The organism is Parasegetibacter sp. NRK P23 (genome assembly GCF_023721715.1).
In the GTDB taxonomy this organism is placed as follows: domain Bacteria; phylum Bacteroidota; class Bacteroidia; order Chitinophagales; family Chitinophagaceae; genus Parasegetibacter.
In genome coordinates this window covers 1246164-1260051 of record NZ_JAMDLG010000001.1, presented here as the reverse complement: position 1 = coordinate 1260051, position 13888 = coordinate 1246164, and the positions used below count along the sequence as shown (strand labels likewise).

The 13888-nt window shown below is 48.4% G+C and carries 15 protein-coding genes; 11 read left to right on the top strand and 4 right to left on the bottom strand.

The genetic code is table 11. The features are described from left to right. The first annotated feature begins 2 nt into the window (after positions 1-2). The 8 genes from M4J38_RS05070 to pdxH all read left to right on the top strand — a co-directional run bounded on the left by M4J38_RS05070 (position 3) and on the right by pdxH (position 7595). Positions 3-803 (top strand): hypothetical protein, encoded by an 801-nt coding sequence (locus M4J38_RS05070; protein WP_251758447.1) that lies wholly within the window; start codon positions 3-5, stop codon positions 801-803. 8 nt (positions 804-811) lie between these two features. Continuing rightward, complete coding sequence (locus M4J38_RS05065; RefSeq protein WP_251758446.1) at positions 812-2599, top strand: SusF/SusE family outer membrane protein; 1788 nt, start codon at positions 812-814, stop codon at positions 2597-2599. Between the two features lie 425 nt (positions 2600-3024). Then, the gene (rplM, locus tag M4J38_RS05060; protein ID WP_251758445.1) at positions 3025-3468 is read left to right on the top strand and encodes a 50S ribosomal protein L13; all 444 of its coding nucleotides are present in this window, start codon (positions 3025-3027) and stop codon (positions 3466-3468) included. A 51-nt stretch (positions 3469-3519) separates the two neighbouring features. After that, entirely contained in the window at positions 3520-3909 is a 390-nt protein-coding gene (rpsI, locus tag M4J38_RS05055) for a 30S ribosomal protein S9 (protein WP_251758444.1), read from the top strand. Positions 3910-3978: 69 nt separating this feature from the next. Then, a complete protein-coding gene (rpsB, locus tag M4J38_RS05050; protein ID WP_251758443.1) occupies positions 3979-4848 on the top strand; it encodes a 30S ribosomal protein S2 in 870 nt (289 codons plus the stop codon). Positions 4849-4952: 104 nt separating this feature from the next. Continuing rightward, a complete protein-coding gene (gene tsf, locus M4J38_RS05045; RefSeq protein WP_251758442.1) occupies positions 4953-5789 on the top strand; it encodes a translation elongation factor Ts in 837 nt (278 codons plus the stop codon). Between the two features lie 322 nt (positions 5790-6111). Then, positions 6112-6825 carry a UMP kinase gene (gene pyrH / locus M4J38_RS05040; protein ID WP_251758441.1) on the top strand — a complete coding sequence of 238 codons (714 nt, stop codon included), beginning with the start codon at positions 6112-6114 and terminating at the stop codon, positions 6823-6825. Between the two features lie 128 nt (positions 6826-6953). Then, entirely contained in the window at positions 6954-7595 is a 642-nt protein-coding gene (gene pdxH / locus M4J38_RS05035) for a pyridoxamine 5'-phosphate oxidase (RefSeq protein ID WP_251758440.1), read from the top strand. Between the two features lie 110 nt (positions 7596-7705). On the opposite strand, the gene M4J38_RS05030 is transcribed toward pdxH, so the two are convergent. The 4 genes from M4J38_RS05030 to M4J38_RS05015 form a co-directional block, all read right to left on the bottom strand. Continuing rightward, a complete protein-coding gene (locus tag M4J38_RS05030; protein ID WP_251758439.1) occupies positions 7706-7804 on the bottom strand; it encodes a 30S ribosomal protein THX in 99 nt (32 codons plus the stop codon). A 99-nt stretch (positions 7805-7903) separates the two neighbouring features. Beyond that, on the bottom strand, positions 7904-8173 hold the full coding sequence (locus M4J38_RS05025) for an HU family DNA-binding protein (protein WP_251758438.1): 270 nt from the start codon (positions 8171-8173) through the stop codon (positions 7904-7906). Between the two features lie 294 nt (positions 8174-8467). Next, positions 8468-8773 carry a DUF4286 family protein gene (locus tag M4J38_RS05020; RefSeq protein ID WP_251758437.1) on the bottom strand — a complete coding sequence of 102 codons (306 nt, stop codon included), beginning with the start codon at positions 8771-8773 and terminating at the stop codon, positions 8468-8470. Continuing rightward, positions 8773-9549, bottom strand: coding sequence for an exodeoxyribonuclease III (locus tag M4J38_RS05015; protein WP_251758436.1), 777 nt, complete (start codon positions 9547-9549; stop codon positions 8773-8775). The genes M4J38_RS05020 and M4J38_RS05015 overlap by 1 nt, the downstream gene beginning before the upstream one ends. A gap of 84 nt (positions 9550-9633) precedes the next feature. Between M4J38_RS05015 and M4J38_RS05010 the strand changes: the two genes are divergently transcribed. The 3 genes from M4J38_RS05010 to M4J38_RS05000 all read left to right on the top strand — a co-directional run bounded on the left by M4J38_RS05010 (position 9634) and on the right by M4J38_RS05000 (position 13865). Beyond that, on the top strand, positions 9634-10380 hold the full coding sequence (locus M4J38_RS05010; RefSeq protein ID WP_251758435.1) for a TIGR00730 family Rossman fold protein: 747 nt from the start codon (positions 9634-9636) through the stop codon (positions 10378-10380). A gap of 92 nt (positions 10381-10472) precedes the next feature. Next, positions 10473-12575 (top strand): glycoside hydrolase family 97 protein, encoded by a 2103-nt coding sequence (locus M4J38_RS05005; RefSeq protein WP_251758434.1) that lies wholly within the window; start codon positions 10473-10475, stop codon positions 12573-12575. A 273-nt stretch (positions 12576-12848) separates the two neighbouring features. Next, a complete protein-coding gene (locus tag M4J38_RS05000) occupies positions 12849-13865 on the top strand; it encodes a homocysteine S-methyltransferase family protein (RefSeq protein WP_251758433.1) in 1017 nt (338 codons plus the stop codon). Positions 13866-13888: the final 23 nt, after the last annotated feature.

Genomic DNA, 13888 nt, shown 5'->3' with positions numbered 1-13888 from the left:
CAATGAAAAAGACGCTTTTTGCTATTTTAATGCTGTGCTCCTTATCGGTGCAGCGCACAAACGCCCAGGTTACTTCCAGTCCGTTGATTTATACCGCCATTGATGAAGTGACCATCACCGTAGATGTAACCGGTACACCCATGGCGGGAGAAGCCAACGCGTTCATCTGGATTTTCAGTAATCCCGATGCCACCGATGCGGAAGCCGCTACCACACGGCCGAAAAAAGATGGTGCTGTAAACGGCGCGTGGGGGAATTCCTCCGATGCCGCAAAAATGACCGCGGCAGGTAACAATAAATGGAGTTTCACCTTTAAAGGCAACGAACTTTTCGGGTTGCCACCTTCTCAACTTGTTTCTTACGGTTTTCTGGTAAAGGCAAAAGACGGATCAAAGCAAACGCCCGATTATAAGCCATTCAAATTCGATCCCCTGGTTTTCGTTCCCACCAAAATGCGGGTGTTCCCGAATAAGGTTGGCGCCACCGATGTGATTGGCGTAAACTTCGACCAATCCCTTACAAATGTGACCGACGAACAGCGGATGATGCCGGTTTCGGTAACGGTTATTTTAGAAGGTCCGGGTAATGTAGTATTGGGCACCAAAGTAATCGCTTTGAAAAAAGAGAGTACCACTATCTGGGCCGCCTACTTCATTCCTACCTACACATTCGGAGTTACAGAAGCGCAAGCTTCCGGAGGCAGATTCCGGTATAAATTTAATGGAACCATACCAGGTGCGAATGGCGCGGTGTTGAATGTTTCCACGGAAGAAGTTACAGTCCCCCTTATTATGCTTAAATAATGCTTGTCATGAAAAAAATACTTCCATACATACTTGGCATCGCGGCTTTTGTGGCGGGATGCCAGAAAGCCAATTTTGATATGAACACCACAGGCGAGGGCCTTGGGGAGTTCACTATTACAGCACCGCAGAATGGAACGGTGCTCAACCTGAACAGCGCCACCCCCAATGCGACCGTTCAGCTTACCTGGACGGCGGCCCGGCCAGGATTGAGTACTGCACCAACTTATGCATGGATCGCGGCATTACGCACAGGAAGCCTTGATAATCCGATCCTGGAGTATCCTTCGGACAATGGCGGAAAAGCTACAACACTTACGCTGACGCAGAAACAACTGGACGATTTTCTGAAACTGAGAAACGTACCCGAAGCCGCCCCCGTTGAACTAAAATGGACCATCGTGGCCACCAACGGCGAAACCAGGATCCGTTCCAACGACTCCTTGAACATTACCATCCGGCGTTTTGGTGATGGGCTCACACCCTTCCTGCTGCTGGCTCCGGTTAACAGCATGGCTACCAACGAAATTTCTCCTTCAAGTACAACTGATAGTGTGAAATTCATTTGGCAAAAAGCCACGCCGGGAAAACCCGCCAACACTGTAACCTATAAAATTCAGGTGTTTAATGATGCTGAAGTGCCGGGTACACCACTTTTTGAGGCGCCTTCTAACAGGAACGGCCTCGATACTGTAAAAGCGTGGTCATATAAAGATTTCAGTGACGCACTCACCGCGGCGGGCTATACGGATCTTGGCTCTGTGGTAAAATTGAAATGGAGGGTAGTGGCTACTTCAGGAACTGTAACGGTAAATTCCACCTATGCCAATGATGTGGCTTACCTGCGCGAAGTGAAGATTTACCTCGTTGGTGGCAGCACGCCCGCCGGCTGGGAGCCTGCCAACGCGATACAGATGATTCCAGATGCTAAGTTTCCAAGCGTGTATTACATCTATGTACACCTGAATGCGGGTGGTGGTGGATTGAAGTTCCTGAACCAGAAACAATGGCCAGGTGGGGATCTTAATTCAACGGATTGGGGCATGAAGAAAGGTGCGCCTGGCGATCTTGCCGCTGATGACGAAGACAATGTGCCCGTTCCTGCCGATGGTGTTTACCGTGTATCCGTGGACCTGAGGAACAACAAATACTATGTACAGGCCGACCATGGCCGCATGGGAACAGTAGGTGACGCCACCAATGCGGGATGGAATCCGCCTGGTGTATTCCCCACGCAGGGAATGGCTTATATTAAACCCAACCGGTTCCTGGGATTACTAGATTTTAAAGGTGGTGGGTTCTTTAAAATGATCGATGGCAATTCCTGGCCCGATGGTGGAGGTCCTGTGAACCAATCAAAGGATTTTGGAAAAGGCGCTTCCGCTGGCGCGATGCTGGCCGAGAACGAAGGCAACTTCGATGGCCCTGCTACTGCTGGTCTATACCGCGTGATCTGGGATGGCACCGATGTGAAGAATCTCAAATACGAAATTGGTCCCGGTATCATGAAAATTGTGGGTGATGCGCTGACCGATTACCCCGCCTGGAACCCCGGAGGTTCCCCCCAGATGAACTACGAGGGCAACGGTGTCTGGAAGTTCACGCTAAAACTCACCGGTGGGAAGGATTTCAAATTCCTGGCCGGAGCCGACTGGGGCGCTTTGGATTATGAAGATGCCGGCGGCGGAAAGATCAAATATGAAGGCGGAGATAACTTTAAATCGCCTGCCACCAGCGGCACTTATCAGGTAATACTGGACGAGTATAAGGGTACAGTACAGTTGGTGCAGCAGTAATGCTATCGGCTACGAAAATTTTTCTTGAAATATATTGAACGGGGTAAAAACGCAAGAGCGGATCGTTAAAAAACGGTTCGCTCTTTTTTGCTTTTTGGAGGCGGGAGCCGGTGTTTTAACGGGTACCCGGTGCCACCGACGGGCTTTTTACGCTGCTGCTCGGCGGAAAACTCCGGCTGTGGTGGGTGAATTTCCTCCTGCAGCGTGGGTTTTTCAACTGAAATTTGCCTTCTGTCGCACATGAATAAAATTTAAGCGCAAAAATTTTATTGAAAATCAATTAATTGCAAAAGCATCATTAAAAAATAACCTGCAATCTTTTGGAATATCGCGTGCAATCGTCCTACCTTTGCCACCCGTTATAAACCAACGGGTTTTTTCACCAACATTGCCAGGGATGGCGGCAGTGTTCAAATTTTTTAACAATGAGTAAGTTACATTTTACTACCAAGCACGCCAACGCGGCTACCGTACAACGGAACTGGTATGTTGTTGACGGTACCAATCAAACCGTAGGACGAGTGTGCGCCCGTATCGCAGCAATCCTGCGCGGGAAGAACAAGGCGTACTTTACGCCCCACGTTGATTGCGGTGATTACATCGTATTCATCAATGCAGACAAAGTTGTTTTCACAGGGAACAAACTGGAAGACAAAACCTACATCAACTTCTCCGGTTACCCCGGCGGTAAGAAGGAAGAAACAGCCGGAAGCCTTATCAAACGCAGGCCAGAAGCGCTGATTGAAAGAACCGTAAAAGGAATGTTGCCTAAGAACAGACTCGGCCGTAAAATGGTGAAAAAGCTGTTCGTTTACGCTGGTGCTGAGCATCCGCATGGCGCACAAAAACCCACGGAACTGAAATTCTAATTCCCACAACTTCAAATGTATCCCGGAATCATCCGGTACAAATAAACAAATATGGAAAAGCAAAAAAATGCCGTTGGTCGTCGTAAAGAAGCTGTGGCACGCGTGTTCCTCAGCAAAGGTGAAGGAAAGATCACCATTAACGACAAAGACTACAAAGCGTATTTCCCACTGGTTTACCTGCAGAACCAGGTAGAAGCTCCCCTCAAAACAATCGAAGCGCTCGATAAATTCGATATCAAAATCAACGCCCAGGGCGGTGGTGTGAAAGGACAAGCCGAAGCTGTGAAGCTGGGCATCGCCCGCTCACTCTGCGAACTGAACCCCGAATTCCGTCCCGCGCTGAAAGCCGCCGGTCTCATGACCCGCGACCCACGCTCGGTTGAACGTAAGAAACCAGGTAAGAAGAAAGCACGTAAGAGCTTCCAGTTCAGCAAACGTTAATCGCTGTATGTTGCTCCTGCAAGGAGTTCAGAAAGCAATCCTATTCATATTATACAATCGTTTATACAAATGGAAAACAACACTTCATTACAGCAACAACTGCTCGAAGCTGGTGTACACTTTGGTCACCTGAAGAAGAAGTGGAACCCCAAGATGTTGCCTTACATCTTCGCTGAGAAGAAAGGTATTCACATCATCGATCTGAACAAAACCGTAGAAGGCTTGCAGGAAGCTGCCGCCGCTATGAAGCAGATCGCGAAAAGCGGTAAAAAAATCATGTTCGTTGCTACCAAGAAGCAGGCGAAAGAGATCGTTACCGAATGCGCACAGCGTGTGAACATGCCTTACGTTACTGAACGCTGGCTCGGTGGTATGCTCACCAACTTCAATACCGTTCGTAAGAGCGTGAAGAAAATGCAGAGCATCGAAAAAATGCTGAACGACGGTACACTCGACAGCATCACCAAAAAAGAACGCCTCACCCTCACCCGTGATAAAGAGAAGATGGAAAAAGTGCTGGGTGGTATCGCACAACTCGGTCGTGTTCCCGCTGCATTGTTCCTGGTGGACATCGGTCATGAGCACATCGGTCTCGCTGAAGCAAAACGCCTCGGCATCACCACGCTGGGTATGGTAGATACCAACTGCGATCCCAACAAAGTGGACTTCGCAATCCCCGCGAACGATGACGCTACCAAATCCATCGCCATCATCACCAACTACATCACCGCTGCTATCGCTGAAGGTCTGGCTGAACGTCAGGCTGCCAAAGACGAAGAAGTGGAAGAAACAGAAAGTGACGACAAGAACGTGAAGTTCGAAGTGGAAGGTGAAGAAACAGATAAGTCCGGAAGGAAAGTAAGAGGTACCAGCCAACCCAAACGCCGTGTTCCAGGTGGCGCCAGCCGTCGCCCTGCAACTGGTGGAGGACCCCGCTAGTACTTTGCAATAGAATTGATCAGCACCCGGCACACTTCGGTTTGCCGTGCTGGTCAATTTGGTTATAGCCCGATTTCTATTTTAAACAATATAAAAACTGAAGTATGTCTGTAGCAATTACTGCAGCCGATATCAATAAGCTCCGCCAGGCAACCGGCGCCGGTATGATGGACTGCCGCAAGGCCCTTACCGAGAACAATGGTGATTTTGAAGCAGCAATCGACTGGCTCCGTAAGAAAGGCCAGAAAGTAGCCGCCCTCAGAAGCGACCGTGAAGCAAAAGAAGGTGTGGTGCTGGCTAAAACCACCGCCGACAACAAAACAGGAATCACCCTCTGCCTGAGCTGCGAAACTGACTTCGTTTCTAAAAACGCCGAATTCGTTGCCTTCGCGCAGAGCATCATCGATGCCGCTATCGCGAACAACGTGAAAGACGCGGAAGAACTGAACGCCGTTGAAATTGGCGGACTGAAAATCGCTGATATGGTAAACGATAAACTCGCTTCCATCGGTGAGAAAATCGGTATCTCCAAATTCGTTCGCGTAGATGCGCCTTATGTTGCTTCCTACATCCATGGCGCCAACAGAATGGGCGTACTGGTAGGGTTCAACAAAGATGCCGCTGAAGCCGGTAAAGATGTGGCCATGCAGATCGCCGCGATGAACCCCGTTGCCATCGATCCCGAAGCCGTTCCCGCCGCTACAGTTGAGCGTGAAAGAGCCATCGTTACCGAAACCATCCAGGCTGATCCTAAAATGGCCGGTAAACCCGCCGAAATGATCGCTAAGATCGCCGAAGGTAAACTGAACGCCTTCTTCAAAGAAAGCACTCTTCTGGCGCAGGCTTTCGTAAAAGATGGCAGCAAATCAGTTGCCGACTACCTGAAATCTGTGGACGCAGAACTGAAAGTGACCGAGTTCGCTCGCGTGGCACTCGGATAAGCGTTTCCCGATATATTTCGCAGAGGGCGTATCATTCAACCGGTACGCCCTCTTCTATTTAATGCGCCTTAGAAGCTGTAGCCAAGAAGTGAACGCATCGCAGTACAGGGTTTCTTTGCGTCCTTGCTCCTGCGAGGCTGCGAGACTGCGAGTCTGCGACGAACGAAGCAGGAAGCAGGAAGCACGAAGCAAGTGGGCGCTTTGCGTCTTTGCTCCTTAGCGGTCTTTGCGTGAACCCCCGCATTTTTTTCTACCCGCCACCTTCATTTAAACGGTAAACATTATCTTGCAGCCGATTTTCTCATTAAAATCTTCTCTATTCATGCAGCCCAGGTACAAAAGAATCTTGTTGAAATTGTCAGGTGAGTCTTTAATGGGAGATAAATCATTCGGCCTTGATCCGGCCATGATCGCCCGTTACGCGCAATCCATCCGCGAAATACACGATCTGGGGGTAGAAATCGCCATTGTAATTGGCGGAGGAAACATTTATCGCGGCATGAACGAAGCTGAAACCGGCATTCAACGTGCCCAGGGCGATTATATGGGGATGCTGGCCACGGTAATCAACGGGATGGCCCTCCAGGCCGGACTGGAAAAAGAAGGCATGTTTACCCGCCTGCAGAGCGCCATTAAAATGGAGCAAATCGCGGAACCCTATATCCGCCGCCGTGCGATCCGTCACCTGGAGAAAAAACGCCTCGTAATCTTTGGTGCAGGTACTGGAAACCCTTATTTCACTACTGATACCGCCGGTTCGCTCCGTGCCATCGAGATACAGGCCGATGTGATCCTTAAAGGAACACGCGTAGACGGCATCTACACAGCAGATCCCGAAAAGGACCCCACCGCTACCAAGTACGATACCATTACTTTCAATGAATGCATCCAGAAGAACCTGAAGGTGATGGACATGACCGCGTTCACACTCTGCATGGAGAACCAACTTCCAATTATCGTTTTCGATATGAATAAAGAAGGTAACCTGAAAAAGGTGGTGATGGGCGAGGAAGTGGGTACATTGGTGAAAGGATAATCTATAATTCTGGATTTTGAATGTTGGATTTTGGATGGGGTGGTTGATCTGCTGCTGCTTAGCGTAACACATTCAGCAACGTATTACAAGGCTATCCAACATTTTAAATTCAACATTTTAAATTTACTATGTCTTCCATAGCTGATATCCGCAAAGATTATAAACTCCGTTCCCTCGCTGAAACTGATGTGGCGGCCGATGCCGTTGCCCAGTTTGGCAGGTGGTGGGAAGAAGCTGTTGCTTCACAGATTGATGAGGTGAATGCGATGACGCTGGCCACGGCTTCGGCAGATGGTGTTCCTTCCGCCCGCATTGTACTCCTGAAAGGGTACGATGAAAAAGGATTTACTTTCTTTACGAACTATGAAAGTTTCAAAGGGCAGCAACTGGGTGAAAATCCCCGCGCATGCCTGGTGTTTTTCTGGAAAGAACTGGAAAGGCAGGTGCGCATTACCGGTATCATTGAAAAAGTTTCGCAAAAAGAAAGCGAGGAATACTTCATCTCCCGCCCACAAGGCAGCAGGCTAGGTGCTTGGGCTTCTCCACAAAGCCAGGTGATTCCCAACCGGGAATGGCTGGAAACGAAAGAAGCGGAATTAAAAGCTATTTACGGAGACAATGATGTGCCCAAACCCCCGCATTGGGGCGGCTATCGGCTGAAGCCTATTGTTGTGGAATTCTGGCAGGGAAGAGCCAGCAGGTTACACGACCGGATTCAATATACTTTACAGGATGAAGGTGCCTGGAAGATTGAACGACTTGCGCCGTAGGAAATTTTGAATGTTGAATGCTGAATTTTGAATGGGGCCGTTTGTAAGTAACAGATGAATTTGTTCAAGCTGCTACAATTCAAGGCATTAATCCAACATTCAAAATCAACTTACTTCTTCTTCGCCCTTTGTGGCTTCGCTGGTCTTGATTTACCATAAGACCCCTGGAATATCTTTCCTTTCTTGGTTTTTTTGTCGCCTCTGCCCATAGCTTGATTTTTTAATTTGTGAATAGTATCGGATGTCAAAAATAGAAAAAGCTCCGATACAAAGTTGCACCGGAGCCTTAAACTATAAAAACAGTTCAATTATATCTTGGCGGAAAGTTCTTTACCGGCTTTGAATTTAGCCACTTTCTTTGCCTTGATCTTGATAACGGCACCTGTTTGTGGGTTGCGGCCATTACGGGCAGCACGCTTGGTAACGGAGAAAGTACCAAAACCTACCAGGGTAACTTTACCACCACCTTTCAGGGTTTTGGTAACAGCTTCTGTGAAAGAATCCAGTGCTGCGTTGGCCTGAGTTTTAGTAACGCCGGCATCATCGGCAATTTTAGCGATCAATTCAGCTTTGTTCATAGTGAGATGTTTTAATAGATTTTGTATGGAACAAATATAGACGCTTTTTCTTCCCGGCAAAATTTTTTTGGTGAATTTCCTGGTCCGTGTTTTTCCCTGTAATCCCCACGGGATAAGGCTTTGGAATGATACGTGAAAATACTGATTACCATACGGTGATTTCCCTGTTCCGCTGAAACCCTTACTGGTAAAGGATTTCAGCGGAAGGATAATGAAACCCTTACTGGCAAAGGGTTTAGGAAGAATTTACGATTTATTCCGGATAAAAAAGAGCACGCTTTTTGTTTTCCACAATTAGTTCACAACCTGTAATACGGACCGGAAAGCAAGGTACTGATCGCCCCATTTGTCTAGCACTTTCTGCCGGAGTTGAGGCGCATTTTCTGAAATATAACGGTTGTAATCTTCCGGCGTTCGTGCCGTATATTGAATGGCATAGGTGGGGCCTTCGGTTTCATCTGTTTCCAGAAGGCGCAACATCCTGTATTCAAAAAAAAGTCCGGTGGCCAGTACTTCAGGAATATGAACCTGCTTCATCCACGCAACGAATGCATCATTGATGGCCCAGGTAACTTTCGCGGTAACGTTGTAAACGATCATTATAAGGCTATTTCAAGGTAAACGGGGCAATGGTCGCTGTGTTTTACATCGGGCATAATGGAAGCACCTTGAAGGCGTGCACGAAGGTCTTCAGTAGCTGTGATATAATCAATCCTCCAGCCTTTGTTCTGTAAACGAACCGAGGGAAAACGCTGGCTCCACCAACTGTAGTGGTGCGGCTCCTGGTTAAAGTGGCGGAAAGTATCTATATAACCTTTCTCTAAGAACTGGTCCATCCAGGCACGTTCTTCAGGAAGAAATCCGGAAGACTTCTTGTTGCCCTTCGGATCATGGATATCAATCTCCTTGTGGGCGATGTTATAGTCGCCACAAATGATGAGCCTGGGATGTGTTTTTCTCAGCTCCTGTACGTAATCCTGGAATTCGTTCAGCCACTGGTATTTATAAGACTGGCGTTCGTCTCCACTTGTTCCAGAGGGGAAATAGGCGTTGATCAAAGTAAGGTCGCCCAGTTGCATCCGGATCACCCTTCCTTCAAAATCGCTTTGCTCAATGCCGGATCCCAAAGCCAGTTCATCTGGTTTGATCTTCGTTAGAAAAGCCACGCCGCTGTATCCTTTTTTCTGTGCGGAGAACCAGTAATCGTGGTAGCCAAGTTCCGCGAACAACGCGTGGTTCACGTTTTCACGGGTAGCTTTGGTTTCCTGCAAGCAGATGATATCGGCGGGATCTGTCTGAAGCCATTCCACAAAGCCTTTGTTCATGGCGGAACGGATACCGTTCACATTATAGGAGATGATGCGCAGGTTGTTCATACATTTATTTGAAGCAAATTTAACTACTTAACCGTTTCTATTGTAGTATCTTAGTTAAAGAAGAACCATAGAAAAGAAAGAATTATGAGCCAGAAGCCCAAACAAGTGCTTGAACGTATCATCCCAGCGAAAGAACCCATTTACCTGGAGGGCCCCAAGAGCCGCGGATACGAGTTCATGTTTGCCCTCAAAGTTTTTACCCAGTTCATAAAAGGTTTCCGAACGCTGCATTTTCTCGGACCATGCGTAACCATTTTCGGTTCGGCGCGCTTTAAGGAAGATCATCCTTACTACGAAGCGGCGAGGGAGTTCGGAAAACGCATGGCCGGATTGGGACTTACCACCATGACCGGCGGGGGACCCGGGATTATGGAAGCCGGTAACCGCGGGGCTTTCGAAGCAGGCGGCTATTCGGTTGGTTGTAATATCGTGTTGCCCTTTGAGCAGCATTCTAATCCCTATCTCCACAAATCCATCACCTTCGAGCACTTTTTCGTACGCAAGGTATTGCTGGTGAAGTATTCCTACGCGTTTATTATTATGCCCGGTGGTTTTGGAACGCTGGATGAGTTTTTTGAGACCGTTACACTGATCCAGACCAAGTCCATCACACAGTTCCCTATCGTATTATACGGGAAGGAATACCACAAGGAGCTAATGGAGCATATTCACGCCATGGCGAAGAATGGCACCATTTCAGAAGAAGACCTGTCTCTCGTGTTGTTAACGGATGATATTGATGAGGCGACCAACCATATTTCAACCTATATCACGGGGAATTACAAGGTGAGGCCACGCCGCCGCAACTGGTGGATGTTCGAAAAGCGATAAGTTTTATCCGGATTATTATTGTGTAAAAAATACACATTAGTATGATTTTGTACTAACTTCGGGTGGTATTGCAAAACCATAAATGACTTCCCATGTTAGTACGTAAATGGCTGTTCAGCCTTGGAGGCCTCCTGCTGGCCGTTTCTTCCTTTGCACAACAATGGCAGATGAATTCACCTACTGCTGTAACCCGGATGGAATTTAGTTTGGATGAAAGGGGCATTCCCCGGTATGCGCTTTATTACAAAGAGAAACCTGTAATTTACCCATCGGAATTGGGTGTTTCCCTCAAAGATGCGCCCGCTTTTTCACGGGGTTTTCAAATGGTGTCGATCGATTCTTCTTATACGGATGAAACCTGGCAACCGGTTTTGGGAGAAGAAAAGAACATCAGGAACAGGTATAAGGAAATGAAGATCACGCTCCGCGAGCAACTTGCGCCTGCCCGTTCCTTCAACATTATATTCCGTGTTTTCGATGATGGAATCGGTTTCAGGTATGGCTTTCCGAAGCAGGCGGGCCTGGATGATTTTATCGTTACGGAAGAAAATACCGCCTTCCGGCTCACGGCTGACCACAAAGCTTTCTGGATACCCGGCGACTATGATACCAATGAATTTCCCTACAACACCACCCGTCTCAGTGAAGTAGATGCCAGTGATCCGCGTTTCACGCAGCACATTCATGCGATGACTTTTTATGCGAAAAATGCGGTGCAAACCCCGCTGATGCTGAAAACGGATGATGGATTATACATCAACATTCACGAAGCGGCGTTGGTCAATTATCCGGCCATGCAATTGCTTGTGAACAAGAAGGACCACGCACTCCAAAGCACCCTCGTGCCAGATGCGCTGGGCAACAAGGCTTATCTTCAGGCTCCTGCCCAAACACCATGGAGAACCATCATCGTAAGTGATCAGGCGAAGGACATCCTCGCTTCCCGGATGATCCTGAACCTGAACGAACCTTCAGCAGTAAAAAACACCTCCTTCATAAAGCCCGTGAAATACCTGGGAATATGGTGGGAAATGCACGTAGGTAAGTCGACCTGGGACCTCGCTGCTACGCAAGTGGCGGGTGAAAAGCTGAAAGAGAGCAAACATGGCGCCACAACTGAACGCACGAAATTCTACCTAGATTTCGCGGCGAAACATGGCTTCCAGGGGGTACTCGTTGAAGGCTGGAATACTGGATGGGAAGACTGGTTCGGAAAATGGAAAGAGGATGTATTCGATTTTGTAACGCCATACCCGGATTATGATATCGCGGAGCTGAGCAGGTACGCAAAAGAAAAAGGCGTTGAACTGATTATGCACCATGAAACATCGGGTGCTGTAACTTCTTACGACCGCAGGCTGGATACGGCTTTCCGTTTCATGAAACAGTATGGCATCAATGCAGTAAAAACCGGTTATGTGGGCAAGGTCATTCCCCGGGGAGAACACCACGACGGGCAGTGGATGGTGAACCACATCAAACGGGTAGCAGAAAAGGCTGCTACTTATGGAATCATGGTGAATTCACATGAATCTGTGCGTCCTACTGGGTTACACCGCACCTATCCCAACTATATTGCCGCGGAAGCCGCCAGGGGTATGGAATACAATGCCTGGAGCAGCGGCAATCCACCGGAACACGAAACCATTCTGCCGTTTACAAGAATTATGGGCGGCCCGATGGACTACACGCCCGGAATCTTCCGCATCAAACTCGACTACTGGCAACCTGGTAAAAAAGAGCAGGTGCAAACCACGCTGGCCAAGCAACTTGCGCTGTATGTAACATTGTACAGTCCTTTACAGATGGCCGCTGATCTCCCTGAAGTGTACGAAGAAAAAATGGACGCCTTCCAATTCATCAAAGAAGTTTCCGCCGATTGGGACACGACAGTTATTCTGGCCGCTGAACCCGGGGAATACCTCGCCATCGCCAGGAAAGAAAAGGCTGGAAAAGACTGGTTCATCGGCGCAATCAGCGATGAACAGAAAAGGGAGATGAGTATCCCTTTAACGTTCCTTGAAAAGGGGAAAAAATATACGGCTGTTCTTTACAAAGACGCTCCCGGCGCACATTGGAAGGATAACCCGGAAGCCTATAGCATAGAAAAAAGGAAAGTAACCGCAAGAACTGAGCTAAAGCTAACGCTGGCTGCCGGCGGGGGCTGCGCCATACATATTTCGGAAGAAGAATAAGCCTTTTCAAAAATAATAGGCTTACCGTGTTTTAACCGTCCCCGGTGGCACCGCTATAGCGGTGCCACCGGGGACGGTGTTTTCACCTGGATGCCTTTCATATTCCCGAAACTTCATTTATCTTCGCATTTCAATGGGCGGATTTGTTTATTGTTCGGCCCGGTAAACAGAACTAATAAACGCTGGAAAGACATTCAAAAACCATCTTCCCCACGTTTATAGTAGGCTGTTTGCCAGGCTGTTGTATATAGTCTGCCGCTAAATTTTTGCACTATGAGCAAGCGTATTCAGGATTGTTTGAAAGAACGGATATTGATTATAGACGGCGCTATGGGTACCATGATCCAACGCTATAAACTGGAAGAGAAGGACTACCGGGGCGACCGTTTTGCCAACTGGTACTGTGATGTAAAGGGGAACAACGATCTCCTGAACATCACGCAGCCTGCCATTATCGAAGCAATTCACCGCCAATACCTGGAAGCAGGGGCAGATATCATTGAAACAAATACCTTCAGCAGCACTACCATTGCGATGGCTGACTACGATATGCAATCGCTGGCCTACGAACTCAACCTGGAAGGGGCGAAGGTGGCCAAAAGGGCCGCGGATGCCTACACCGCTATGAACCCGGATAAGCCCAGGTTCGTTGCCGGGGCGATAGGCCCGTTGAACAAAACACTTTCCCTTTCCCCCGATGTGAACAACCCCGGTTACAGAGCTGTCACTTTTGATGAAGTGGTAGCTGCTTATACCGAACAAATTCAGGGACTGGATGATGGTGGTGCGGACTTGTTGCTGATTGAAACAATCTTCGATACGTTGAATGCCAAAGCTGCGATTTTCGCGATCAAAGAATTTTACAGGAAAACTGGCAAGAAAGAACTGCCGATCATGATCAGCGGTACCATTACCGATGCTTCGGGCAGAACCCTGAGCGGGCAAACGCTGGAAGCATTCTACATTTCGGTAATGCACGCCAATCCGCTGAGCATCGGGCTGAACTGCGCGTTGGGGGCCACGCAGATGCGGCCACATATTGAGGAGTTGAGCCAGATTGCGGCCTGTAACACATCTGCTTATCCGAACGCGGGCCTGCCCAATGCTTTCGGGGAATACGATGAAGCGCCGCATGAAACGGCACACATCATTGAAGAGTGGGCCAAAGAAGGTTTTTTGAATATTGTGGGTGGTTGCTGTGGCACCACGCCGGATCATATTAAGCACATTGCGGAGCAGGTGAAGGGGTTTTCACCGCGGCGATTACCGGTGTTAGAACAGGCTTTATAAGGTGAAAAAACGGTTTCCGGGAG